Annotated in this window: 21 protein-coding genes; 9 read left to right on the forward strand and 12 right to left on the reverse strand. The window is 55.2% G+C overall.

The window, feature by feature from the left end; translation table 11 throughout:
• Nucleotides 1-13 precede the first annotated feature (13 nt).
• The 3 genes from rbsD to SH678x_RS07320 are packed head-to-tail and all read left to right on the forward strand — an operon-like array spanning nt 14 to nt 2,273.
• Nucleotides 14-403, forward strand: a complete 390-nt coding sequence (gene rbsD, locus SH678x_RS07310; protein ID WP_496922234.1) for a D-ribose pyranase — start codon at nt 14-16, stop codon at nt 401-403.
• A gap of 1 nt (nt 404) precedes the next feature.
• On the forward strand, nt 405-1,235 hold the full coding sequence (locus SH678x_RS07315; RefSeq protein WP_496922235.1) for an amidohydrolase family protein: 831 nt from the start codon (nt 405-407) through the stop codon (nt 1,233-1,235).
• A gap of 18 nt (nt 1,236-1,253) precedes the next feature.
• Nucleotides 1,254-2,273 carry a zinc-binding alcohol dehydrogenase family protein gene (locus SH678x_RS07320; RefSeq protein ID WP_496922236.1) on the forward strand — a complete coding sequence of 340 codons (1,020 nt, stop codon included), beginning with the start codon at nt 1,254-1,256 and terminating at the stop codon, nt 2,271-2,273.
• Nucleotides 2,274-2,278: 5 nt separating this feature from the next.
• Here the strand turns inward: SH678x_RS07320 and SH678x_RS07325 are convergent, their stop codons facing one another.
• Entirely contained in the window at nt 2,279-3,124 is an 846-nt protein-coding gene (locus tag SH678x_RS07325) for a fumarylacetoacetate hydrolase family protein (protein ID WP_496922237.1), read from the reverse strand.
• 187 nt (nt 3,125-3,311) lie between these two features.
• Between SH678x_RS07325 and SH678x_RS07330 the strand changes: the two genes are divergently transcribed.
• Complete coding sequence (locus SH678x_RS07330; RefSeq protein WP_496922238.1) at nt 3,312-4,277, forward strand: D-2-hydroxyacid dehydrogenase; 966 nt, start codon at nt 3,312-3,314, stop codon at nt 4,275-4,277.
• Between the two features lie 2 nt (nt 4,278-4,279).
• On the opposite strand, the gene SH678x_RS07335 is transcribed toward SH678x_RS07330, so the two are convergent.
• From SH678x_RS07335 to SH678x_RS07355, 5 genes are all read right to left on the reverse strand, one after another.
• Nucleotides 4,280-4,738, reverse strand: a complete 459-nt coding sequence (locus SH678x_RS07335; RefSeq protein ID WP_496922239.1) for a VOC family protein — start codon at nt 4,736-4,738, stop codon at nt 4,280-4,282.
• Nucleotides 4,739-4,745: 7 nt separating this feature from the next.
• Nucleotides 4,746-6,125 (reverse strand): Gfo/Idh/MocA family protein, encoded by a 1,380-nt coding sequence (locus tag SH678x_RS07340; protein ID WP_496922240.1) that lies wholly within the window; start codon nt 6,123-6,125, stop codon nt 4,746-4,748.
• Between the two features lie 88 nt (nt 6,126-6,213).
• Entirely contained in the window at nt 6,214-7,464 is a 1,251-nt protein-coding gene (locus SH678x_RS07345; RefSeq protein WP_496922241.1) for a formylglycine-generating enzyme family protein, read from the reverse strand.
• Complete coding sequence (locus SH678x_RS07350) at nt 7,455-8,693, reverse strand: hypothetical protein (RefSeq protein WP_496922242.1); 1,239 nt, start codon at nt 8,691-8,693, stop codon at nt 7,455-7,457. The genes SH678x_RS07345 and SH678x_RS07350 overlap by 10 nt, the downstream gene beginning before the upstream one ends.
• 1 nt (nt 8,694) lies before the next feature.
• Complete coding sequence (locus SH678x_RS07355; protein WP_496922243.1) at nt 8,695-9,507, reverse strand: formylmethanofuran dehydrogenase subunit C; 813 nt, start codon at nt 9,505-9,507, stop codon at nt 8,695-8,697.
• Nucleotides 9,508-9,590: 83 nt separating this feature from the next.
• On the opposite strand from SH678x_RS07355, the gene mobA reads away from it, so the two are divergent.
• Complete coding sequence (gene mobA, locus SH678x_RS07360) at nt 9,591-10,190, forward strand: molybdenum cofactor guanylyltransferase (RefSeq protein WP_496922244.1); 600 nt, start codon at nt 9,591-9,593, stop codon at nt 10,188-10,190.
• Here mobA and SH678x_RS07365 read toward each other — a convergent pair.
• The gene (locus SH678x_RS07365; protein ID WP_496922245.1) at nt 10,187-11,803 is read right to left on the reverse strand and encodes a formylmethanofuran dehydrogenase subunit A; all 1,617 of its coding nucleotides are present in this window, start codon (nt 11,801-11,803) and stop codon (nt 10,187-10,189) included. The genes mobA and SH678x_RS07365 overlap by 4 nt on opposite strands.
• A 110-nt stretch (nt 11,804-11,913) precedes the next feature.
• Here SH678x_RS07365 and SH678x_RS07370 point away from each other — a divergent pair, with 110 nt between their 5' ends.
• On the forward strand, nt 11,914-12,891 hold the full coding sequence (locus SH678x_RS07370; RefSeq protein ID WP_496922246.1) for an NADPH:quinone reductase: 978 nt from the start codon (nt 11,914-11,916) through the stop codon (nt 12,889-12,891).
• A 79-nt stretch (nt 12,892-12,970) separates the two neighbouring features.
• Here SH678x_RS07370 and ypfJ read toward each other — a convergent pair whose 3' ends face one another.
• The 3 genes from ypfJ to tatC form a co-directional block, all read right to left on the reverse strand.
• Nucleotides 12,971-13,834 carry a KPN_02809 family neutral zinc metallopeptidase gene (gene ypfJ, locus SH678x_RS07375; protein WP_496922247.1) on the reverse strand — a complete coding sequence of 288 codons (864 nt, stop codon included), beginning with the start codon at nt 13,832-13,834 and terminating at the stop codon, nt 12,971-12,973.
• Between the two features lie 42 nt (nt 13,835-13,876).
• Nucleotides 13,877-15,250 (reverse strand): PDZ domain-containing protein, encoded by a 1,374-nt coding sequence (locus SH678x_RS07380; RefSeq protein ID WP_496922248.1) that lies wholly within the window; start codon nt 15,248-15,250, stop codon nt 13,877-13,879.
• A gap of 119 nt (nt 15,251-15,369) precedes the next feature.
• Nucleotides 15,370-16,374: a twin-arginine translocase subunit TatC gene (tatC, locus tag SH678x_RS07385; RefSeq protein ID WP_496922249.1), complete on the reverse strand. Its 1,005-nt coding sequence runs from the start codon at nt 16,372-16,374 to the stop codon at nt 15,370-15,372.
• A 534-nt stretch (nt 16,375-16,908) separates the two neighbouring features.
• On the opposite strand from tatC, the gene SH678x_RS07390 reads away from it, so the two are divergent.
• Nucleotides 16,909-17,886, forward strand: a complete 978-nt coding sequence (locus tag SH678x_RS07390) for a type I phosphomannose isomerase catalytic subunit (RefSeq protein WP_496922250.1) — start codon at nt 16,909-16,911, stop codon at nt 17,884-17,886.
• A gap of 76 nt (nt 17,887-17,962) precedes the next feature.
• Nucleotides 17,963-18,238: a hypothetical protein gene (locus SH678x_RS07395; RefSeq protein WP_496922251.1), complete on the forward strand. Its 276-nt coding sequence runs from the start codon at nt 17,963-17,965 to the stop codon at nt 18,236-18,238.
• Between the two features lie 126 nt (nt 18,239-18,364).
• On the opposite strand, the gene SH678x_RS07400 is transcribed toward SH678x_RS07395, so the two are convergent.
• On the reverse strand, nt 18,365-18,790 hold the full coding sequence (locus SH678x_RS07400; protein WP_496922252.1) for a hypothetical protein: 426 nt from the start codon (nt 18,788-18,790) through the stop codon (nt 18,365-18,367).
• A 338-nt stretch (nt 18,791-19,128) separates the two neighbouring features.
• Entirely contained in the window at nt 19,129-20,001 is an 873-nt protein-coding gene (locus SH678x_RS07405) for a DUF7691 family protein (RefSeq protein ID WP_496922253.1), read from the reverse strand.
• Nucleotides 20,002-21,449: 1,448 nt separating this feature from the next.
• Between SH678x_RS07405 and SH678x_RS07410 the strand changes: the two genes are divergently transcribed.
• Nucleotides 21,450-24,344, forward strand: coding sequence for a beta strand repeat-containing protein (locus SH678x_RS07410; RefSeq protein ID WP_496922254.1), 2,895 nt, complete (start codon nt 21,450-21,452; stop codon nt 24,342-24,344).
• Nucleotides 24,345-24,808 lie beyond the last annotated feature (464 nt).

The raw sequence follows: 24,808 nt of genomic DNA on the forward strand, positions 1-24,808 counted from the left end.
TGGGAGATTCTTCATGCTTAAGTCTGGGATATTGAATCCACAGATCAATTCGCTTTTGAGTCGCATTCGTCACACGAATACGTTGGTGATCGCCGACCGCGGCTTTCCGTTTTGGCCAACAATCGAGATCGTCGACATATCTTTGATCGACGGCATTCCCACGGTACTCGAAGTCTTGCGGGCCGTGCAGCAGAACTTCGTGATTGGTAAAGCGTGGATGGCTGAAGAGTTTTTGGCCAACAACACCAAGCAAGTTATCGATCAATACGCATCGGCGTTTGAGGGTATCGAATTGACGCACGAGCCGCATGTTGACTTCAAACATCGCGTCCCCCACGCCATTGGCCTCATCCGCACGGGAGAGACGATTCAATACGCGAACATGATTTTGGAATCGGCCTGACATGAAAATCGATGCCCATCATCATTTCTGGCAATACAACCCCGTGGAGTTTGGTTGGATCGACGATTCTCTCGAGCGGATTCGTCGCGACTTTTTGCCCGCCGATTTGCAGACTGAAATTCAAGCTGCTGGCGTTGATGGGGTCGTTTCCGTTCAAGCCCGCCAATCGCTTGAAGAAACGTCCTGGCTCCTCGATTTGGCTTCCGCAAACGATTTTGTCAAAGGAGTCGTCGGTTGGGTGCCACTTGTCGACGAGAATGTTCACAAACACCTGGAAGAGTTTAGCACGAACTCTAAGGTCAAAGCCGTTCGCCACGTCGTGCAAGCGGAGCCCGACGATGAGTTTATCCTCCGCAAAGATTTCAATGCGGGAATCTCGGCGCTTCAAAAGTACGACTTAGTGTACGACATCCTGATTTTCGAGCGGCAACTACCCTATACGATTCAATTTGTGGATCGCCATCCCGATCAAATCTTCGTCCTTGATCACATTGCCAAACCACGCATCAAGGAGAACCTGATCGAGGATTGGGCAGCCAACATCCGCGAACTCGCCAAGCGGCCCAATGTCTTCTGCAAAGTCTCGGGCATGGTCACGGAAGCGGATTTCAAATCGTGGACGCCGGAACAATTGAAACCCTATTGGGAAACGGTCCTCGCCGCGTTTGGGCCAGATCGACTGATGTTTGGTTCTGACTGGCCGGTTTGTTTGGTAGCTTGCGAATACGAACGCTGGTTGAATCTCGTCGGTGAGCTTGCGGCTTCTCTTTCGCCAAGCGAGCAGGCAAGATTGTTCGGTGCGACTGCACAAAGTGTTTATAAGCTCAGCTAAACGGTTTGAGATTTCGTTATGAAAGCACTTGTAATTAACGAGCCGGGTAAAACTTCGCTTGTCGAGCGTGATCAACCACAGCCTGCGGCTGGGGAAGTCCTGCTCAAGGTGGCTTGCGTCGGTTTCTGTGGCAGCGATCTCAATACGTTTCGAGGGCTCAATCCGCTGGTGAGTTTTCCGCGAATTCCCGGCCACGAAGTCAGCGGTGTGATCGTGGATGCCGCTCGCGGTGCCTTAAAAGAATTTCAGCTTGGCCAACAAGTCTTGGTCATGCCCTACACGGCCTGCGGCAAGTGTACGTCGTGCCGCTGTGGCCGCGCGAATTGCTGTCAATTCAACCAAACCTTGGGCGTACAACGCGACGGTGCGATGGCCGAGTATATCGCCGTTCCCACTGAAAAACTTCTCGCTGCTTCAAAGCTTTCTTTGGCAGAACTCGCGCTTGTTGAACCACTCACGATTGGCTTTCACGCGGTCGATCGGGGCCGTGTGACCAGCAACGACACTGTAGCGGTGCTCGGCTGTGGTGCCATCGGCTTAGGCGCAATCGCTGGCGCGGCGGCGCGCGGTGCCAGAGTGATCGCCGTCGATATTGACGATGCGAAACTAGAACTTGGCCGATTGTGCGGGGCCAGTGAAGTCATTCATTCCGGTCGTGAACCGCTGCACGAAGCTCTCGCCCAGCTGACCGATGGTGACGGACCTCATGTCATCATCGAAGCGATTGGCCTACCTCAAACTTTTCAAGCCGCAGTCACGGAAGTCTGCTTCGCGGGCCGAGTCGTTTACATCGGCTACGCAAAAGCGCCGGTCGAGTACGAAACGAAATACTTCGTGATGAAGGAACTCGACATTCTTGGTTCGCGCAACGCCACGGCCCAAGATTTTCGCGATGTGATTCAACTCTTGGAAAGCGGTAAATTTCCTGTTCAGCGTGTGATATCCCACACGGTCGATCTCGCTCGTGCGGGCGAGCTGCTTCGCCAGTGGAGCGAACGTCCCAGCGATTTCACCAAGATCCAAGTCGTGTTCGATTAGACGAGCTATTTGGCAGCCACGGCATGCTGCTGTTGTTCGCCCAGTCCTTGCACGCCCAGCCGCATCGTTTGACCGGGCTGCAAGAAAACCATCGGCTTTTGACCCATGCCGACGCCGGGAGGCGTACCGGTCGTGATGACATCTCCTGGCCGTAACGACATAAATTGGCTGATGTAGCTGACCAAAGTTTTCACGTCGAAAATCATCGTGCTCGTCGAGCCGTTCTGATAACGGTGGCCATCCACTTCGAGCCACAAATCCAGTTGTTGCGGATCGGGAATTTCATCTTTTGTCACAAGCCACGGGCCCAGCGGAGCAAAAGTATCGCATCCCTTGCCTTTGTCCCACGTACCGCAACGGTCTTTCTGGAAGGACCGCTCTGAGACGTCATTCACCACGCAATATCCGGCGACATAATCAAGCGCCGTCTCTTCAGTGACATATTTCGCGTGCTTACCGATCACCACGCCGAGTTCCACTTCCCAATCGGTCTTGGTCGATCCCCGGGGAATCTCCACGTCGTCGTACGGCCCAGAAATCGCCGTCGTGGCCTTCATGAAGATCACCGGCTCGGTGGGGATTTGAGCACCGGTTTCGGCGGCGTGGTCGGCGTAGTTCAAACCGATTCCAATAACTTTGCTTGTTCCCGCAACGCATGGCCCAAGCCGCACGCCTTGGTTGACCACTGGTAAAGTGTTGACGTCGAGTTTCCGCAGCTTTATCAGCGACTCTTCCGACAACGCGTCACCGCTAAGGTCGCCGATCTGACCCTCCAAAGAGCGAATTTGTCCCGCCGCATCGAGCAATCCTGGTTTTTCTTGGCCGCGTTCGCCAAATCTCAAAAGCTTCATAGGAACTCCTTGGACAAACTGCCACCGATGGCAACAGGGCAATTGGCAAAAGATAACGGTTGGTCAATGTTAAAACCAAAATCAAATTGAAAATTGGGGGTTTCACAATGGCTTTTCATGGTCGAAGATGCCGAAGCAGCAGCTATTGCGATTCATTGCTCACTAAAAACAAATCGAGGAACGAAACATGGGGAAAAACTCGTTCCAAATTGTCGTGCTCGATGGCTATACCTTAGCTGCAGAGGACCTGAGCTGGGAAGGGCTGCAAGCACTGGGGCATTGTGCGATCTACGATCGCACTCCCGAAGACAAGATTGTTGAGCGCACCCAGGATGCCGACGCGGTTCTTATCAATAAAATTGCCTTAAGAGCGGCCTCACTCGAGCAACTGCCAAAATTGAAATACATCGGCGTCACCGCGACGGGCACCAATATCGTCGATCTGGCGGCCGCAAAATCCCAGGGCATCGTGGTCACCAATGTCCCCGGTTATGCGACCCGTTCGGTGGCACAATTGGTCTTTGCGCACATTCTCAACTTGGCCCAAGGCGTGGGGGATCACGCGGCAGCCGTGCGTGCCGGTCAGTGGTCGTCGTGCCCCGATTTTAGCTTCTGGAACACGCCGCAGATCGAGTTGGCTGGACTCACGTTGGGAATCGTCGGCTTTGGAGCTATTGGCCGAGAAGTGGCCAAGCTGGCCGATGCCTTCGGGATGAAAGTGCTGGCCACGAGCCGCTCCCCCGTGCAGCGGCCAAGTTACGTCAGCATGGTCGACATCGACATCTTGTTTCGCATCGCCGATGTGATCTCATTGCATTGCCCGCTGACACCCGAAACGCATGAGCTCGTGAATCGCAAACGACTGAGCAAAATGAAACGCACGGCGTTTATCATCAATACAGGCCGTGGGCAATTAATCAACGAAGTGGCGCTCGCCGAAGCTTTGTCTTCGCGGCAGCTTGCCGGTGCTGGTCTCGACGTACTCTCGGTCGAGCCGCCCCCCACTGACCATCCCTTGCTTACTGCACCGAACTGCTACATCACACCCCACCTCGCCTGGGCAACTCACAGCGCGCGGCAACGTTTGATGCAGACGGTCGTCGACAATCTGGCCGGGTTTCAAGCAGGCACGCCCAAGAACGTCGTCAACTGAGCTCACCGGTACTCACAGAGTTCCAGCAGGTTATCTTCCGGATCGCGAAAGTAAACGAGTCGCTTCTTTGCTCCGCCGGCATATTTCACTTGGCTATCGGGGACCGACTTCACATCGCTTTGAAATGAAAGTCCTGCCGCTTGCAATCGCGTGACTAGCGAGTCAATCTCCGAAACTCGAAATGCCATGTGCCGCAGACCAAAAACATGCGGCGCATTTGGCACGGCGGGCTCAATGGCAGCCGGTGCCCGATAGTCGATCAATTCAATCCGTGGCCCCGATGGCAAATCAAGATAAACAACATCCGCTTCGACGCCCGACAATCCGACCGTCTCGTCGATCCACGCCCCTGAGATCGTCACTTGCTTGGTAACCGTAAAGCCCAGCACGTCGCGATAAAAAACAGTCATCCGTTCCAAATCGCGAACGACGATATTCACATGGTCAATCGATTCAATCATCGCCGCGTCAAACCACCTTCGTCACGCCCGGCACGGGGACAGGGTAGTTCCCTTTGGCATCTGGCACGACCGGCGGCGCGGCGGCAAAGTTGTATTCCTTGGGCGACAGGTCAATCTCGGAATTGATCGCCTCGTCCCACTCCATCATCTTGCCGGAATAGGTCGCCATGCGACCCATAATGGCAGTCATCGTGCTGTGAGCGCCGTATTCCGCTTCATTATAAGGTTTCCCTTCGCGAATCGCGGCAAACAGATGATCGTGCTCCAATTGATAGGGGTCAGCGCGTTCGCCGTCGTATTTCCATTCGCCTTCAGGAGACTTAATCATGCCCGCGCTGATGTTCGATCGGCCTTTCGAGCCCGTGGCAAATTCGGCGACTTGATTCCAGCAACCATCCATGTGGCGGCATTCGCTCAGCATGGTCGAACCATCGGGATACGTAAACTCGACGACATGGTGATCAAAAATTTGGCCGAAATCAGGCGATGTCCGACGCTCGCGCCCGCCAGCTCCCTGAGCCATGATCGGATGAGCTTGCTTAACCCAGTTGCTGACGTCGATGTTGTGAATGTGCTGCTCGACAATGTGATCGCCGCATAGCCAATCGAAGTAATACCAATTGTTGACTTGGTATTCCATCTCCGTGGGTTCGTGGCCATACGACTTATAGAAGTCGCCACGGGTGCGCAACCACAACGGCCCGCTGTTCCAGTAAACCCGCGTGAGCAAGATGTCGCCGATCGCGCCGTCTTGCAATCGTTTGACGGTTTCGATGTAAGCGGGATCATGACGGCGCTGCAAACCCACGCCAACGCATAATCCTTTTTCTTCGGCCATTTTGCCGGCTGCTAGAATCTTGCGAATACCCGGCGCATCGACGGCCACCGGTTTCTCCGTGAACACGTGCTTGCCTGCCTTGATGGCGGCTTCCACATGTTGAGGGCGGAATCCCGGAGGCGTGGCATGAATCACAACGTCAACGCCACTGTCGATGGCTTGTTGATAAGCATCGAGACCAGCGAATTGGCGTTCGGCGGGAACTTTTACGGCAGCAGCTGCTTTATCAATCGCGTCACTACCCCAACGCTGTTCCAAAGTTCGGGAAATACGATCGAGCGATTGTTCAATTCGTTTGTCAAAAGCGTCGGCCATCGCCCACAAGGTGACTTTGCCATTCGTCGACAAGGCTTGCACCGCCGCGTCGGTGCCGCGTCCGCCACAGCCAATCAATGCGACTTTGATTTCTTTATCGCCTAAGGCTTGGCCCGCTCGTACTGTACTCAATCCGGTTGCCACAGCTGCCCCTCCCAAAGCCAAAGCGGATGACGCTTTCACAAACTCACGGCGGGTAGGCAAAGCGAGTGAAGGTTGAGGTTGATCTGCCATCGCGCGAAACTCCCTACGGTCAAGATAAGAGGACAGTACGACAAGTTCTACTATTATCCGCGATAAGAGAATTCATGCCAACGGGTTGTCAATGATCTTCTTGAGACAACGAAATTTCCGCGGTGGCACCCGGTAGGCGTGGATCCGCAGAAACTTTCACCCCACGGCCTTCCTCGAGCCGGTCCGCCACGTCCTGCTCGATCCGCTTGATATCGGCATCCCAGACTTTTTTACGAAGTTCGGCGTTCATCGGTGCGAGGGGCCGAATAATGCGAAATCCTACCCCCGTGGCGGGCTCTTCGGTGAACCACCAGGGGCTTGTTGGCAAGTTGGGATCGGAAAGCGTCCATTCCGGGTCATCGGATTGGTAACGCGCGGCACTCCGGCAGTCAGGGGCTTCGACCAACCAGCTGCCGCCACGTATCGCACGTGGAAACAACTTCGCTGGCCAAGCGACGGCTTCCGCCGCGGTCACACCATCTTTTAACTTCGAGTAGTGATCGGCAACATATTCATCGAGGACCCACTCAGCGACATTCCCATGCATGTCATAGAGTCCCCAAGCATTGGGTTTCAACTGACCGACTTCATGGGTTTCATAATCGGCGTTGTCCGTCGTCCAAGCATAGTCACCAATATTCGCGGCATCGTCGCCGAAGGAATAGGCCGTTGTTGTTCCCGCGCGGGCCGCATATTCCCATTCGGCCTCGGTCGGCAAACGAAATTGTTCGCCCGTAATGCCGCTCAGCCACTTGGTATATTGCTTCGCCGCAAACTGGCTCATCGTCACCGCCGGTTGCTCGGGCTCTTCGCCGGGGCCATAAGTAAAACTTGAATCGTAGAGGGGCGTAGGACAGGTGATCGCATCCACGTCGAGCGTTTCCTTCTCCAAATATTCTTTCACCTTGGGCATCGCCTCAAGTTGTTTCTTGGCCGATTCCATCCGCGTGCCCGTGAAACGCAACTCATCGAGCTTCTTAAAAATCTCATACTGCTGCATAAAGTTTCGGTACTCGGCCCAAGTCACTTCATGCTTGCCGATCCAGAACGGTTCGACTTTAACTCGCACTTGGGGACCTTCACCTTCGCGGCGATTTTCTTCGGTTGCTGGACTTCCCAACAAAAACTCGCCCCCTGGAATGGGAATCATTTCAAACGAAACCGTGCTGTCAGGAATGGTCACCGTATAGGGGACCATGAAACCGCCCCCTTCAATCGCTACGGCAGCCGGTTGGCCAGGGTCTTCCCTGACTATGCCCGGCGTGTCTATGGCATGCAGAAAAGAAAGCGGGTTTGAACCAACACAAATCAACAAGCAGAAAATTGCAGTCAAACGCACGATGAACCAACTCCCTGTTGAATGGCAGATAGAATCGAGGCTGCCGTCGGTAATCCGGAATCACAAATGGCTCGCAGCTTCAGCGGCACGCCATCCATTCTAAAGACCGTGCCGTCGCTATGCACGCCGGACGTAGTCGTAGTGATCTGGACTGTGGGAGCCAATGCCGGTGATTGGCCCGTATCGTCCAATAAAATGGACGGCAGTTTCTCTAATCGTTTACGAGCTGCTGGGCTCAAATATTTAAGTGATTCGCTCCCGGCAATCACCACGGCATCAGCTTCGCCTCGTTCGAGCATGGCATTGGCTGAATAAGCATAGGGATCGTAGCGCGGATAGCCCAAGGCGAAATTTACACCACAGGGATAACCCGTTTGCCAGGTCAACACGTTCTCGATTTGCGGACCACCTAATCCCATCGTTGCGCTGCGAGAGCGGTTGTTGAGTTGTCGAACCAACAAGAACAACGATTCAATTTCCGCCTGCCCGCCAATGCCCGGTCCAAACAGAACTGCGGAGTAATTCGCTTCTTGCAACCAGCTTGTAAGCTGTTTTAACTTTTCGACATCAATTCCAGCGATTGTCTTTGGCTCAATCTCAATGCCAGCAACGATCGCGCGTATGGTAACGATTGCCGCAAGCACATTTTCATGTTCGATGTTGAAAGTCAGATCGTCTTTCTGCTCGAAAGTCGAGTTAATAGAGATGATGCGGCGATTGCCAGCAAAGAATCTTCCTGTCGGAGCAAGAAATCGCTTAGATAGCTCTGGATGGGTTCTCTCTTGATCAGCTCCCCAGAGAACCACCACATCGGCCCGTTGTTTGATTTCGCCCAAGGTGCACGTCGAAATGCCGACAGATTGCAGGGCGACAATCGCATCGCGATGAAACGCGGGAATGGCCGGATCGATCGTCGCCCCCAAATGATCTGCGAGTGCAACGGCCGCCCGCTGCGTTTCCACAGTGCTGCCAGACAAGCCATAAAGCAGCGGCGACTTGGCCTCTGCCAAAAACTCCGCAGCTCGCTCGATTGCAACAGACTGCGAAACATCATGTCCATCGACTTTCGCTTGGGGGCCTTCATCTAGCGAACGACCTTTTAATCGGGCCGCGCAAAGCGGGCACGCATTTTTAACTTCAACGATCTGCTGCTTATCGATGCGCAGTGTGATTTCCTCGCAAACCAAGCCGCATGCCGCGCACGTTACGTTGTCGATGGTTGTTGTCATGCTAGCTCGCTAGGAAAACTTCGCCCCGCCCCGTCGCTAAGAAGTCGCCGTTGTACTGCTGCCACTGGCGATTAGCATTCCAAAGGTCGTTTTCAAATCCCAGCGTTTGCAGTTGCCGGCCGACCATGCCCAGCACCGGCGCATGTGTTGTGCAGGCGTAACGAAACGTGGGCAAGAGTTGTAAGGGCTTATCACCCGCTAGACAGAGCGTCCCACGTTTCATTCCTAGTCCAAGACTCGCGCCGCATTCTCCGCCAATCACAATTGTCCCCGCCAACATGTCGCGTCCCACGCAGCGGCCAGCGTTTCCACGAATGGCAATCAGTCCACGTCGCATACGAGTACCAACGTGATGGCCGGCATCACCCATGACTATGATCGTGCCACCGGTCATCCCGCGCGTTGATCCGGCACGTGCACCGCCGACCGAGTTCCCCGCCGAACCTGTGACATGAATGGTGCCACCTTGCATCTCAAGCCCAACACCATCGCCGGCATGGCCAACGATCTCGATTTCGCCTCCTTGCATAGCGCTTCCCACATCGCGGCCAGCATTGCCTTCGACTCGAATCTTGCCAGAATTCATCTTCGCGCCGAGGCCCACCGCGGTGGAAAGGTCGCCCACAAACTGCAGCTCTCCATCTTCAAGATCGCCAGAAATCTCAAAAAAATCAGCAACAGCTTGCTTCTCTCTCCCCAGATAAATCTCCGTGCGCAAAATCTGGGCGATCGGTTGATCAGCCAACGCTTCGGGCGTAATTCCCGCCAGTTCCAGCGGGCAAGAAACGCCTGTCTTGAGAGTGAAAGTGAGCATGTTCTTAGCGTAAGCTGCGATTGCTGGATCGCAAGCCATAAACAGACGTTTGCACCTCAGGAATTTCACGGGACAATCAATCCATGCAAAGAGGTGCGATCATTTTGTGTGGGGGCCAATCCAGCCGCATGGGCGTTGATAAGGCTCTCTTGCCATTCGGCGATGAAACGATGCTCCAGCGCGTCGTGCGAATCGTTGGCACTCAGGTCACATCCAAACACACGGTAGTCGTCGCTTCTTCACAGCAAGAATTGCCTGAACTTCCAACACTCGTTTGCCGCGACGACGAAGAATACCGCGGACCACTCGCAGCGATGGCACGTGGACTCGCCGCACTTCCAAATGATGTGGAGGCGGTGTTCATCACCGGTTGTGACGCTCCTTTGTTATTACCGGAGGTTCTCGATTTCTTGTTTGCCGAACTTGGTTCCGCGGACGCCGTCGTCCCGAAAGATGCCGAGCGCCTGCATCCCCTTTGCGCCGTTTACAATGTTCGCGTTCAAGAAAGAATTGAGCAACAAATCAGTCAGGGCCAACATTCCTTACATCAATTCATCAAGCAACTCGATGCGAATTTGATTGATACTGATATTCTGCGACCGATAGATCCCGAACTTCTCTCGCTGCGCAATCTCAACAGCCACGACGATTACTTGTCGGCACTCGCCGCCGCCGGATTTTAAACACCAAAGTTTTGCCAACTCACCGAATAGTTGCCTTCAAACCAAGTTTTGATGTCAGGTTCGAGTTCGCGATCATAATCCCGCTCGATGTGCAGCACCCTCCCGACGGGCGTGCTGCGAATTTCGCCCTGTTCGACGACGATCTCGCCCGATTTCATCACCAATCGCGGTAACTCGAACATCGTTTCCTTGTTTTCGTGCGGCGTGTAAATCGTAATGTCGGCATCCGCGCCAGGGCCCAAGTGACCTTTATCCTTCAATCCCAAAATTCGCGCCGGACCGGCACGGGTGATAATCGCGATCTCGTTGAGCGTGTACTCGCGATTAAGATCAGCCAGGCAAGATCGCTTGAGCAGCGTTTGCGGACAATCTTTCAGCATGTCGCTGCGATAAGTGCGATCCATCAGCAACCGAATGATTTGCGGGTAGGCCAAAAACGACCCGCCGTTGGGGTGATCCGTGCTCATCACGACCCGCCAGGGATCGTCGACCAACAAATACCACTCGAGCCCAATTGCCCACTGCAAGGCATGCACGAGCGACTTGTTTTTATAAGTAATCGGCGAAATCCCACAGCCCGCTTCCATCTCAACGTCGCAGCTAATCCATTTCGTTCCGTAAAGATTAGCGAGAAAATGCCCCAACGGCCCGTCGCCCGTCATGCTTGTTGTTTCACCGAACAAAACTTGCCCCACGTCGACCGTCAAATTTTCGTGGGCATTCACATAGTCGGCAAGCTGCGCGACCTTGCTCTTGAATGTCCCTTCATCAGCATCGCCGCCCCCATAGCTGTGAAACTGAATATGCGTGAGATGACCTCGGCGCCCCTCGAGAGAGTTCATCGTCTCCAGCGTCGTCTGCCAATTGCCGGGCATCCCCAACTGATTGCAATGAATATGAACCGGGTGGGGAAGTTCTAGCTCCGTGGCAGCTTGCGCAACCGAGGTGATAATTTGCCGCGGCGTGACATTGAAGTGGGGAACGACATCGTCGAGCCCCGTGTTGCGTGATCCGCTCGCGGACTTCCAAGTTTCAACGCCACCCGGATTCACCAGCTTGGGGGCGTAACCTTTTCCTGCTGACAACAGCCACGCCATGAACGCTCGCAACTTCTGCGGCTCATTCTGTTCGATCGCCCGCATGATGTAGTGGTTGTTGCCCATCAACAGATAACAACCTTTGTCCAGACAAGGCGTGTCGGCAAACTCCTCGTGGGCATGGGCGGCCAACAACGGTGGCACGGCCGCGTCGAAGGCCGTGGTATAACCCAAAGCTGCGTATTGGTATCCCGTGGCAAATGTGCTGGGGACGCTGCCGCGTGTCCCGCTGCGAGTTAGTGGAGTCCGTCGCATGGGTTCGGCTTGGCGATGATCTTCGGGTCGAAACTTGCGCGCCGCGTTGACCTTGGGCCCCGCGATGTGACAGTGCATGTCGATTCCACCGGGCATGACAACCAAGCCCGTGGCGTCGATAGTTCGCGCTGGCCGAGCTTTGGGATCGCTTGGCGTGGGCACCATCTTTCCGTTTTCGATCCACAGATCGCGCACCTCGCCGTCGATACCATTGGCGGGATCGTATACTGTTCCTCCTGAGATCTTCGTGAAATCGCCCATCAAAATTCCGCTGCGTTGTTCTCGTTGTTCGGCTGGCCGCTTGTGAAAGTTCCCATTGTACGCCATCCTGAATGACCAACTCTACAGGAAAACATGAGGGAGTCACGAACATGAAAGCCGTATGGTACGAAGCCGTTGGTCCTGCTGATCAAGTTCTGCAATATGGTGAGCTCCCTGATCCCCAGCCTCAGGCCGGCGAGGTCCGCATCGCCGTGCGTGTCTCGGGCGTGAATCCCATCGACGTGAAAAAACGAATGGGGGGACGCGGCGGCATGGCGAGCGCTCGCGTAATTCCTCATTTCGACGGTGCCGGGGTCATCGAAGCGGTGGGTGCAGGAGTTGATCCCAAACGGGTTGGCGAGCGGGTTTGGTTCTACGAAGCCCAGTGGCAACGCGACAACGGCGCGGCCGCCGACTTTGTTTGCTTACCAGCACACCTGGCGATTCCGCTTCCCGACGACGTAGATTTTGAAGTGGGTGCTTGCTTGGGCATTCCAGCACTCACCGCCTATGGGGCCGTGTTCTATGACGGCAAAGTCGAGGGGCAAACAATTTTAGTCACCGGCGGTGCGGGCTCGGTAGGTCGTTATGCGATTCAGTTCGCCAAACTCTCCGGCGCGCGTGTGATCACAACCATCAGCAACGATGAAAAAGCCGCCAGCGCTCAAGCCGCGGGTGCCGACGAAATCATTAATTACAAAACCACCGACGTCGCCGAGTGCGTGCTCAAACTCACCAAGGGGCAAGGGGTCGATCGCGTCGTGGAAGTGGAGTTCGGCGGCAACCTAGAGACCAATCTCAAGGCCGTTCGCATTGGCGGGATCATTGCCACCTACGCGTCCCAAGCCGTGCCCGAGCCGAAGCTCCCGTTTTACGACCTTATGTATCGCAACATCACGGTCCATCCGACAGTCGTATTTCAACTCCCCGCGGCACTCAAGGCCGAAGGAACGTGCGACATAACAGGTTGGCTCCAGGCGGGGAAGCTCACCCACGAAATCGGCGCACGCTTCCCGCTTGCCGAAACCGTCAAGGCGCATCAAGCCGTCGAGAACGGCACGATGGGTAAAGTGCTTGTCGTTAACTGAAGCACGATCAAGGACTGTGGACGATAGGACTGTAGACTGTGGACCCAATATATCCAAAGTCCTACAGTCCACAGTCTTCTTACAACTCTTTGGTCTCAAAAATCTCATTACCCGCGAGCAAATCACCGCTTTGCAAACCTTTGGTGAACCAGCGGACCCGTTGTTCCGACGTGCCGTGGGTGAACGATTCGGGGACGACGTAACCTTGCGTCTGCATTTGCAAGCGGTCGTCCCCGATGGCCGTGGCCGCGTTCAGAGCTTCCTTGATATCGCCCGGTTCGAGCACTTGCCAGTTCTGCTGCGCGTGATGGGCCCAGACACCGGCCAGATAATCGGCGTGCAGTTCCATCCGCACGGAGAGCTTGTTGTACTCCTTCTCACTGATGCGGCCTTGGTACGACTGTATCTTATCGGCGATGCCCAAGAGCTTTTGCACATGATGACCAACCTCGTGAGCCACGACATAGGCTTGCGCAAAATCACCGGGGGCATTAAAGCGTCGTTCCATTTCGTCAAAGAACGAAAGGTCGAGATAAACCTGCTGATCGAGCGGACAATAAAAAGGGCCTGTGGCGGCACTGGCAAAACCGCACGCACTCTGCACGCGCTGAGTGAAAAGCACCAATTTTGGTTCCCGATAGTCTTCACCTTCTTCTGCGAAAAGTTGATTCCAAACGTCTTCAGTTTGACCGAGCACTATGCGAATGAAGCGCGCCGATTCTTCTTGCGCCGGGTCGATAGGCCCCTGCTCCACGGGGGCTTGCTGTTGACCTGGATTGAGTACTTCAGCGACCTTGGCGGCCTGGCGAGGATCGCCACCCAGCAATGTAATCACCAGAAAAATAATCACAGTAATCAGTCCACCACCACCTACGACGGCCCCCGCCGAGATGCGACGACGATCTTCCACATTGGTGCTCTCTCGGCTTCCATCGGTGCGCATCGGGACAATCCTCTCAAAAATCATCAGGGAGTATGGTGGAAATTATTGGGACAGTTCAACTTGGAGTTCGCGTTCTGTGCGCGGATCGGCCACAGTGAGACGGAACGAGCGTTGGCCGGCGCTCAATGCTTGTTTCAGTTGATCAGGATGCAAAATGGGTGTGTCGCCGACATTCATAATGATCCAGCCCGGCTGTATTCCCGCGCGGCTGGCGCGACTGCCTGGCTGGACCGCGACAACCTGCACGGCAGCCTCGTCTTGGTAAAACGTAAGTTCAGTAGCCAATCCCCAGTCATCGGTGGGACCAGTTGAGACTGTTGGTTTAGCGACAGGCGGTGGCGTGGAAACTCTGCCAGTTGATTTACAGACGGCCTGAACGGGCACATCTTCACCACTTCGAGAATCGCGGACCAGAAGTGTCACTGTACCCCCTCCCGGGGGAAGCGAATTGGCAAAGGTGTCGGCATCCATCACGGATTGATCCTTGACGGCCAGAATCACGTCGCCGACTTCGAGTCCAGCTTCCGCGCCACCCTGCCCCAGCAGAACTTTGGTGACAACAACGGCACCTTTTCTTACCCCGATGCGCGTGGGCATGATTTCGATTCCCAAAGCATTGGTGATTACGGTCGGAGCGTCATCATTGGTCTTGGTTGTGGAAGGCTCCGCAGGTTTCGGAGTTGCCGATTGGGATGGCATTGCGGTGAGCGTTACCTTCGCCAAGCGGCCTGTATTGATATCAATCACCGTGAGATCAAGTGGCAAGGATTTGGCGGCGAGGTCTTCGAGAGTCGCGACCGAAGTCAGTGGCTTGCCTGAGAAGGCGGTAATGACGTCTCCCTTTTGAAAACCAGCATCGTGAGCAGGGCCAGTCTCTTCGACGCTTTTAACTTCAAAAGCCAGTTGTCCGCCAATGAATTTGGCTTCGCATGCCATGCCCCGCAGATTCAAAACAGGCGAATCGTGCGCGGTTGTGTCCGAGGTTGTGGGTTCAGAAATTGGAGTTGTGTTGTCCGTCAAAACCTCAAACGAATTGCGCCCCAGTGTTTGCCAGGTACCTGAAGAGGTTGAATACAATTGTGTGCGAATGACTTGTCCTGGCTGGGGGAGCGTGGGAGCCCCACCGCGGCGCGCGGTTTCATTATCTGCCGAGTCGTGGATGATGAAAAACGTCTCGCCTGGTGTCGGGAGCTGCATCCCGCGGGGAAGTGCACTGCTATTCAAAGAGACCGACTTGGGCATAAGTTGGATGGCGTAGATTGGCTCGGATATTTTCGTATTGAGATAGACAGCTTCGACAGTCCCATCGACCAAAATCGTGATCGCCGCGCTAGAGTCAAGTTGGCCGAATAAGGGCAAGTTTTCGCAATAGGCAAAGAGTGCGAATAAGAATAAGGACTGATAAAACTTGCACATGAAAAAACCTCTCGGAAACTCAATCGAGGTAGGATCGCAAAAACCAAATTGAGTTTAGAAGAAGCACTTCAGGCGTGCAATCGTCTCAAAATATTCAGATAAGATCAGCGGCAAGCGACTTATTTCGCATCGAAACGGCTGGGCCCGAACACGTCGCCCCGCGGCAGCTTTTTGCACAGCCAGATGCCCAAGAAATAGAGGGCCGTCAGTGGCAAGGCCATCATCAGCATGCTGCCCGGGTCGGCGGGGGTGAGAATCATCGCGATGATGAAGATCACCACCACCGAGATTCGCCAGCTACTCAGATACGACTGCACCGTGAAGATGCCCATGCGCTCGAGCGCGACCATCACCAACGGCAACTGGAAGCTCAAACCAAAGCCGAGTGGCAGGAACAACACAAAGCTCATCCAGTCGCTAATCCGCGGCGTGGGGGTAATGCCCATTTTGGCGTTGAACCAAAACAAGAAATCGAGCACAAAATCGAAGACCGCAAAGAAGGCGAGCGCAGCCCCCGCGAAGAACAAGCCCAAGCTCATCGGCATATACAGATAAACAAGATTGCGTTCGCGTTTGTAAAGTCCCGCGGCGACGAAGTTCCAGATGAAATAAAAGATGAAGGGGCTGGCAAGAATCGCCCCCACCACCAGCGAAGCCTTCATATAGATCATGAACGGCTCTTGGCCGCTGAGGCTGATCACGGCGACGCGCGGATCGTCTTCCAGCGGGCGGTACAGCCTGAGCTGAATCATATCCTCACGTCGAACGGCAAAGCCCTCCCCTTCCGCTGGTGCAGGAATTTCTATCCCGAGTGCTTTGGAAAGTTCCTGGCGATCGACGTATAAATCTTCGGGCATGAGGCCGTCGTCGGCGATTTCCTCGGCCGCAGTGCCGATATCATCTGGCACCGACTCACCCAGGGCTTGTTGTGCTTCCAGCCTCGCGACGATTTCCCCTTCGGACTGTTCGCGGTAAAAATTTTCGAGGGCCCGGCGGAGCGGGGTTTGCATGTAATCCACGACATGCCAACCGATACCCAGACCCACAAGCGTGCCGATCATCCAAGCCGCGAGCGACTTAAAGAGCGCTGTGCGCAGCTCTTCAAGATGCTCGGAAAACGACATTTTCGTTTTCTCGAGAAGGTCTTCGTCCTCGGGGGCAGCGGGCATGGCGGAGATGAACGGTTTGGGCGGTCGTGGAGCAAGTTCGGCACTGTCGGCCAGGCCAGCAGCGGCATCATCTTAGAATGCTTAAGAATACGACAGAGACACGCCGCCGGAGGGGCCCGCCACCAATCGTCCTAAGTTCCATGTTAACAAGGGATTGGAGCGTCGACAACGCGGCGAAAATACTCACCACTAAGGCACAAAGGAATGCGCAGCCACGGATCAAACACAGATGAAACACGGAAATTAGAACAAACGACGTTCTCCCGCAGACTGTGCCAAAAATATCAAAGGCCTTTCCGTAAAGATACTTTCTCTTAATCCGTGTTTTGTCCGTGAAATTCCGTGGCTCATCCGAAGATTTAGAAGTGGCTTGCCTTCGAGTTCTTAGTGGCTTTGTGGTGAATTGATTTGAGCAGTGATGAAAAAGTCGCTTGCTCAGAAAACGACAATCGCGATGATGGGGGATTCGAGTTTTCTGGAGCGAATCGAATGACGAAATCGTGTAATTATCCCCTCCGCTTTGAACCGTTGTTCCGCCGCTATTTGTGGGGGGGCCGCCGACTGGGAACCATGCTCGGCAAAGCCATTGGTTCTGGCGACGACTACGCCGAGAGCTGGGAACTCGTCGACCACGGCGACGATCAAAGCGTGGTGATCGCCGGGGCACTTCAGGGACTCACGCTCCATGAGTTGGTCACGCGGCATGGCGAGCAGTTGCTTGGTCGCCATGCGGGGCAATCCCAGTTTCCGCTCTTGTTCAAATTTTTGGATTGCAATCGAACGCTCTCGGTTCAAGTTCATCCCAACGACGAGCAAGGAGCTTTGCTCGATCCTCCCGATTTGGGTAAGACCGAGGCCTGGGTGGTGCTGGCCACCGAGCCCGGCAGCAAAATCTACGCGGGGCTCAAGCCGGGTGTCTCGCGCGAACAATTGGCCGCGGCGATTGAAGCCGGTCATTGCGAAACATGTTTGCACGAATTTGAACCGGCCGTCGGGGATTGCGTGTTCATCAAGGCGGGAACCATTCACGCTTTGGGGGCGGGGCTCGTGATCGCTGAAATTCAACAGGCCAGCGACGCGACCTTTCGCTTATTCGATTGGAACCGCGTCGATGCCGAAGGCAAGCCGCGGCAGTTGCACATCACCGAATCGCTCGACGTGACGGACTACCAGCGCGGTCCCGTCGCGCCGCAACAGCCAGCGCAGACCGATTCGCCCGAGCGGCAGCGATTGGTCGAGTGCGACAAGTTTGTGCTCGATCGACTGACGCTTACGAAACCCCAGACAGTGGGTGGCGACGAGCGGTTTCATTGGCTCGTGCCTCTGGCGGGTGCTATCACCGTGGCGGGGGATGCGGTGCAGGAACTGCTCGCCCTGGGCACTACGTGCTTAATTCCCGCCGCCGCGGGTGCCGTCGAGATCGTGCCACAAGCTACGGCTGTGGTGCTCGATATCTATCTTCCGTGAATTTTGGCCCAGCACTACAATTCGCCGCAATCTGACCGCTGGACGGTTATATCAGTGTCTGCCGCGAGCCAACATTATGTGGTGCAAAGTCTTCAAACTGACAATCGTGGGAATTTTCCTAGCAGAGCTTGCCGCCTGCTCACCGACGATCCGTTGGCCCCGGCTGGCCAGTCCCGGCACAGCCCCCTTCCAGCGCCACAATGCCGAGCAGTTTGATCCCTACCCGCAAAACGATATGGCGCCCCCAATCGTCGGTGGTCGACCACCTGATTACATGGTCCCGATCAACCAAGTCGAACGCTCCCGCCAAGGCATGCCCGTCGGCCAATGGCGCGAAGGGCCGCGATATTAAGTTTTGGCTTGGTTCCTGTGCCTTAGGACACGCCCACATGTGTGAGGTCGCGTCATAGACTAACTCGCTTCGGCGATTTAGCCGATGCGTCATAGCTCACTTTCGATTTATCGTATCGTTCGTTCCTCAAGTTGATTCAACGTCGCCATCGGGGCCACACAAATAGTCCTTGGCCCAGTGGAAAACGAAGTTTCCGGCACTTTCCCACTCCGCCAAATCAGCCTGAAGTTCGAGTTGTTCTTGCTCGTCTTCAGCGACACTTGCAGGATCGGCTTTAAATTCCGCCAAGTGCGATGGAAGCAATTCAATTCCAACGGATTGGCCGTCGACTGTGAACTGCTGGACGCGTATCGGCCGCTCTTTAAAACCAATGCTATGACTTAAACGGTCGATGTCTTTTGCCAGAGAACTCTGGAAGGTCGGGTCGTATATTTTGAATGGTCCCAAGCGATTCCCATCGATATATTCAACGCCTTTCGGGGTCTCCCAAGACACACGAGTAACCCCTATCCGAGGCGGCAACATGGTAAGGCTGTAAACGTCGTACGACAAGAACTGTCCGCCGGCGTCGAAGAACACAGCTACCAGATTTGGACATAGAAGTCCCAATATCACTTGACGCCCTTCGCTCGTGACGCCGGTAAAGAAATCTTGACCATACGATGTCAAAGAGAAGAGTTTAATTTGCCTTCAATATACTTCGGTTTCTGTCAATTCCCAGATTGCGTCGGATTCATTGCCCGACGGGCTCAAGAACCGCCTCGTTCGTAACCAAGGACGAACCGTCACTCCGCTCAAAAATCAAGCGTAATGACACTCCCTCCTTGGACAATCAAACGCTAAATAAATGGCGTAATCTAAATGTGAGGAAAACCGTGGGAGTCTCCAGGCTATTGGTAGAACGATACGACACCACGGCCTTGCGACGCAGCATTCTTGATACAGGTCCGAAGTATTACCCTTGCTTCTTCAATGTCGGGATCATCCGGATAAGCAATACGAATCTTTGAAAGCCTCTTGGCGTCACGCGCAGTCTCTTCGGCGGTGAGATGGCTGATCATGGGAAAGTCACCATAGGTCGCAATAGGGACAGGGTGGCGGACATGTTCGAGGAGCAGGTTCAGTTCCAGCGGCGATAGGTCACCAATCATCCCGCCGTCAGGAAGTCGAGTCCCCAATACATGACAAAACACTTCGAGCGCTGATCCGTGTGCAGCGCCAGTACGAACGAGGTTGCCAGATACAAGGTCAGAAATCGCTTCGCGAGAGACGTGAGTGAATGATGCTATCACGGTGTCTGTTTCTTCATGGTCCTCTTCTTCGTCTTCAGGCAGTGGTCGAAACAAGAACGGTCCACGCGACATATTCTCGGCGATCTTTGGATTGTCGCACTCGTATCGGAGGAGTATTTTCTCGATGCCTGAGTCGGGAAAGCACTCGTGAATCGCCGCCAATACACTTTGCGTCACACGGGACGGGTGATGTACGGTCACATCGAGAATAGTGATGCCGGAGCTGCTCAGTGCTTCCGCTACCTTGTCAATTATAATTGGCTGGTCGTCGAGCAAGATGCCGTCGTTAGCGATGCGCAGCGTAGAATCAGACTTAAGTGACGTGAGATCCAACGCAGGTGGTACTTCGCAGTCTTTAGAGTCTTCAACGGTCGCGGCCAGCAACTCGGCGAGCAGAAAGGAATCTTGTGAGCCAATAGCGCCAGCCAATTCGGCAATGTCTACGGCGTATAGCGACGTGGAATATCCCATTACACTGCTCCCTGCTGACGACCCAGCTCACCCGCACCGGCCGCTTAGGTGAGCTATGGTCGGGGAAAAACTTATATGCGGCCGGTGGTGGTGCAGCGACTGGTTCGGGGTGTGCGTAACTCCCGACCATGCGCAACACCAAGCCGAATGTATGGGGTTGTCGCGTCCCCCATCCACATGTTTTCCTTTGTCAAACGAAAAAGCTCAGTTGCCCGCCGTTAACTGAAAAAGGGGCCTGTACGAAGTATAAACGAAGACGGAGATCGCTCAACTACATCGATTTGTTAGGCCGACCGTGCTAAGCTGAGTTTGCTAAATTGACAGGCACGTAACCATTTGCTTAATTTCATGGCCGAACGCACTCTTTGCCCGCTGTGCTCTAAATCAGTACTCTCGTCCGCCTTGCAACGATATGACGGGCTGTGTAGAGGGTGTGCAACTCAACCAAGGAAATTTCGCAATTACGCCGTTGCTTGTTTTATTGCCTCGCTGCCGATATTAACTCTGCCACAAGCGCTGACATCCCATTTTCAACTGGCTGCGGAAACCGGAATAACGGTCAGACTACCTTGGCTCTTGGGCGTTTCATACAAAGCATTTGGGATTTCGGGCACCCGTTTAATTTTTTGGAGTGCCGGCGTTCTTTTGCTTTTTAGTGCCGGATACTTTGCACGGAGATGGTGCGCCGCTAGACGCAAAAACACCATTGCTCGCCACCAGAACGACTAAAGGCAAACTCTCCCGATGCGCGCTCAGGTCGAACCGACATTGGTCGAGTCATCATGTCCGCATAGGGTTTGAAACATTCAGTTGCCTTCTGCGATATCACGGAATCACTTGTCATTCTCTGATAATCCTATCGCTGGCGGATTTATTCATTCCACTAGTCCACCAAGGCCATCTCCCCCCTTCCCCATAGCCCCTGGGTTTCTGCTTTCGCGGCAGGTATGATGGGGGATATGCGGCCGTGGTGTTGTCGCTCTCCCTTTCGACCATGAGCCAGCGCGATGCCTCCCCGCAAAAAAACCAGCCCCAAAAAATCTCAACCGCGAACCTTCGGCAAAAAAGCGCCGCTGCGCGGGTTGCGATAATAAAGCGCAAAATAGGGCCGGAATAATCGGACGTTGGCCGTCGGAAGTTGACCACGGATTTGGGCCGATTATTCTAAACGTCTACAGGATTTGAGCTCCTCTCGTCCTATCCCACCCCTGCCGCCAGTCGCTTGAGATCGAAGCTCATGTATGCTCACCGCTGAAGTTAAGCTCAGCGCGTGGGAACGTCCTGCAGAAGTCGTCGAGCGAGCGGGCTGACCATGCATTCCACCGATTTGCCCATTGCAACCTTAGATGTCTCAACTTATGCCCCGACATTCCTACACATGCTTTGAACTTCGTTGCCTACTTGCCCGCTCACTGTTTCGCTTACTGGCCTTAATGGCAATTTTCTCGATGACGCTCACTCAGGTGCGGGCACAGATCACCTGGACTGGTGGCGTCGGCAATTACGGTGACGGCGCCAATTGGAGCGGGGGAGCCGTGCCGATGAATAGCGAGGCGATTCTGATCAACAATGGAGGTACCGCGCAGATCGCTGGTACCAATTCGTACTCGGTAGGCAACGTCACTCTAGGATCGGGTGGCGCCGGCACCCTGGAAGTTGGCAGCGGCATTAACACCGAGTTGGATGCCAACGAGTTCTACGTTGGGTACCAGGGATTGGGAACCTTCACCATCGGATCGGAGGCATTGCTGGGGGCTGGCGATTTCTGGGCCGGCTATGCTTCAGGCGCCACGGGAATTGTGAACGCCAGCGGTGCTTACTTGTCTCCCTTCACCGTCTATCTCGGCTACGGGGGCGATGCCACCGTGACTCTGGAGAATGGTTCCACGTTACAGAGCACGACCGGCTATGTCGGCTACTCGTCCGGTTCGCATGGTGTCGTGAATCTCACGGACAGTACCTGGAAGGCCGAGAATCAAGGCAATCCCCGTGATATCACGGTTGGGCTGAGTGGCTGGGGCGAAGTCCAGGCCATCACCTCGCAGCTATCGGTCGACAACCTTGTTGTTGCTGCCAACACCGGTTCGGTCGGCGACGTATCCGCCAGTGGCGGCACCCTCACCATCGAGCAGGAACTCACCGTCGGTAGCGCTGGTACCGGCACGCTTACGCTTACGAACGCGGCGTCCGCCCAGATCGGGGGAACAGTGTCGATCGGCATGGATGGCAACGGAACCCTCGACACGACCGACGCCGACTTTCAAGCTCCAGAGTTGTTTGTCGCACAGAACGGCGGATCGACCGGTTCGGCGACCGTGTCTGGCGGCACCATGACTCTGACGAGTGAACTCCACGTCGGCGCCGGTGGCACCGGCACGTTCACGCTTGAAGGTGGAGGAGATCTCAAAACCGACAAAGGCAATATGGGCTTTGCTACGGGTTCGTCGGGAACCATCGACGTCCTCGATGGCACCTGGACCAATACGCAGGCCATTTTTGTGGGGGTATCCGGCGAAGGAACTTTGAACATCGGCGCGCAAGGCGTCATCAACAGCGAGAGCGGCTACATCAGTCAGGAAGCCACCGGCGAGGGCAAAGTCAATTTCACCGGCGGTTCCTGGATCATGTCCAACACACTGGCGGTCGGCGTCAATGGAAATGCGGAACTCAACATGACCGGGGGCGAGATCTCCTCCCAATGGGCGCAGGTCGGGCTCTCGGGACATTCGTTGGGCGTTGTTCAAGTCGACAATGCAACTTGGACCACCGGCCAGACGCTGACGATCGGTGTCGATGGCAATGGCGGCGAGTTCTACGCAAGCAACGGCGCGGACGTAACCGCCGGTGCGATCGAACTGGGAGGCAGCGCGAACGTCACCGGTTTGCTCGAAGTTGTTGATTCGACCCTCACCACAGAGACTATTCTTCAAGGTGGGGGGAGTGGCTCGCTCTCTTTCTCGGGAGCTCAATTGAAACTGCTGGGGGGCTCGTCGGTTATCGACTCACTTCTCATCGATGGCTTCGCAGCGGACGCAGTGGTCTTAGGAACTGGGGGCCTGACAGTCGACACGCAAGGTGGCAACGCACAGATCCCCACCATCCTCAGCGGTACGGGTGGCCTGACCAAAGCGGGTGCCGGTCGACTCCGGCTCACGGCGGCCAATACCTACGTTGGTGGCACGACGATCACAAGCGGCTTACTCGAAATCACCAACAGCGGCGCACTCGGAACCGGAAATGTCGCCGTGGGATCCGGTGAGCTCCGCGCCTACGACAGCGTGACGCTCGCGGGTGATCTCAACGGGGGCATTCAACTTATCTCCGTGAATGGTGGCCAGACGGGCGTTTTCTCGGCGGCCATGAACCAGACATTCACGCTCGCGCCTCTCGATTTCCTGCTTGTCGATGGCTCGACGATGCAAGTTGGCAGCAGCGGGCAAACCGGCACCGTGGTCTTCGCGCCCACCGGGGCGGTGGCGCTTCCCGGTGATGCATCCCTCAATGTCACCGCGGGTACAATGGTTGCCGCCAGCAGCGGTCTCGAATTCATCACCTCCGTGGCGACCTCAACCACGGTAGAGTCCGGTGCCACGCTCGATTTCCAGGACCACCTTTCCACCGGCGGCATCCGGGCTCTGTATGGTGAGGGGACGGTCAATATGGGCACCTCTTCTTCGACCATGCTGATTGTCGATTCCGGCAACTTCGCTGGTAACATCGCAGGCAACGGCGGCCTCGTGAAAGATTCGACCGGCACCTTGACGCTCACCGGTCAAACTTCCTTCATCGGCGGAACGACCGTCAACGCGGGGACGCTTATTGTCGATGGTTCGCTGGCGTTCGGATTGGGATCGGCGTGGGTCAACACCGGCGGCACGCTGGGTGGCAGCGGCATGGTAGATGATGTGGCACTCAACGGCGGCACGCTTTCCCCCGGCAACTCGGCCGGAACGCTCACAATCGCCGATCTGCTCTGGACGTCTGGCATTCTGCTCTTCGACCTTGGGCCCACGTCTGCCGAGTCCGACTTGCTCAATGCCATCGAGCTCGAAGGACTCTCCACCACCTCCACCTACGAGTTCACCTTCGTGAACAACGGTTGGAGTGTTGGCACGACCTACGACCTCATCACGTTCGACGCTTCGACGATCCCCATCGAACAATTCAAGTACACCAACGGCCACGGCTTCGACGGCATCTTCGCCTACAACGGCAATACCCTGCAGTTCACCGTGAGTGTGGGGGCCGCCATTCCCGAGCCTTCCGCAGGGATGCTGCTCATGCTGTTCGGCGTGCCCGCCCTGGCGCATCGCGCCCGCAGTCAAAGAGCCACTCAGCGGTGATTTTGTCGCTAGTGCATGTCCCTTTCGATGTGTGCGCCCGTGTCGTCTTCCCCATTGGATGGTCCCGATCAACCAAGTCGAACGCTCGCGCCAAGGGATGCCGGTGGGCCAATGGCGCGAGGGGCCGCGGTATTAAGGTGCGGATTTCAAGTTCTACCACCAGGAGTTTATTTGGTACGCCCTTCCACTATTCGCCAAAGAAGTGCGCAAGTAACTCCGGACACGCCCACCTAGGGCAGTTAGATGAATCTACAATCGTCAGCCGGGAAGAAGCAATCTTGCGCCACGCGCGAGTCCTTGCGCCCTTGTTTGCTGGGCGTCATCACAGGAAGCATTTGTCGCGAGATCAACGCAATGTTACAGTGATAGTTTTCGGAGGCTTAGCATTATCGACAATGCGTCCGTCCTCCAATAACTTGGATACATCCACTTAGTTGTACGGCATGCTCCGCCATTACGCTGGC

This window comes from Bythopirellula superficialaquae (genome assembly GCF_059632245.1).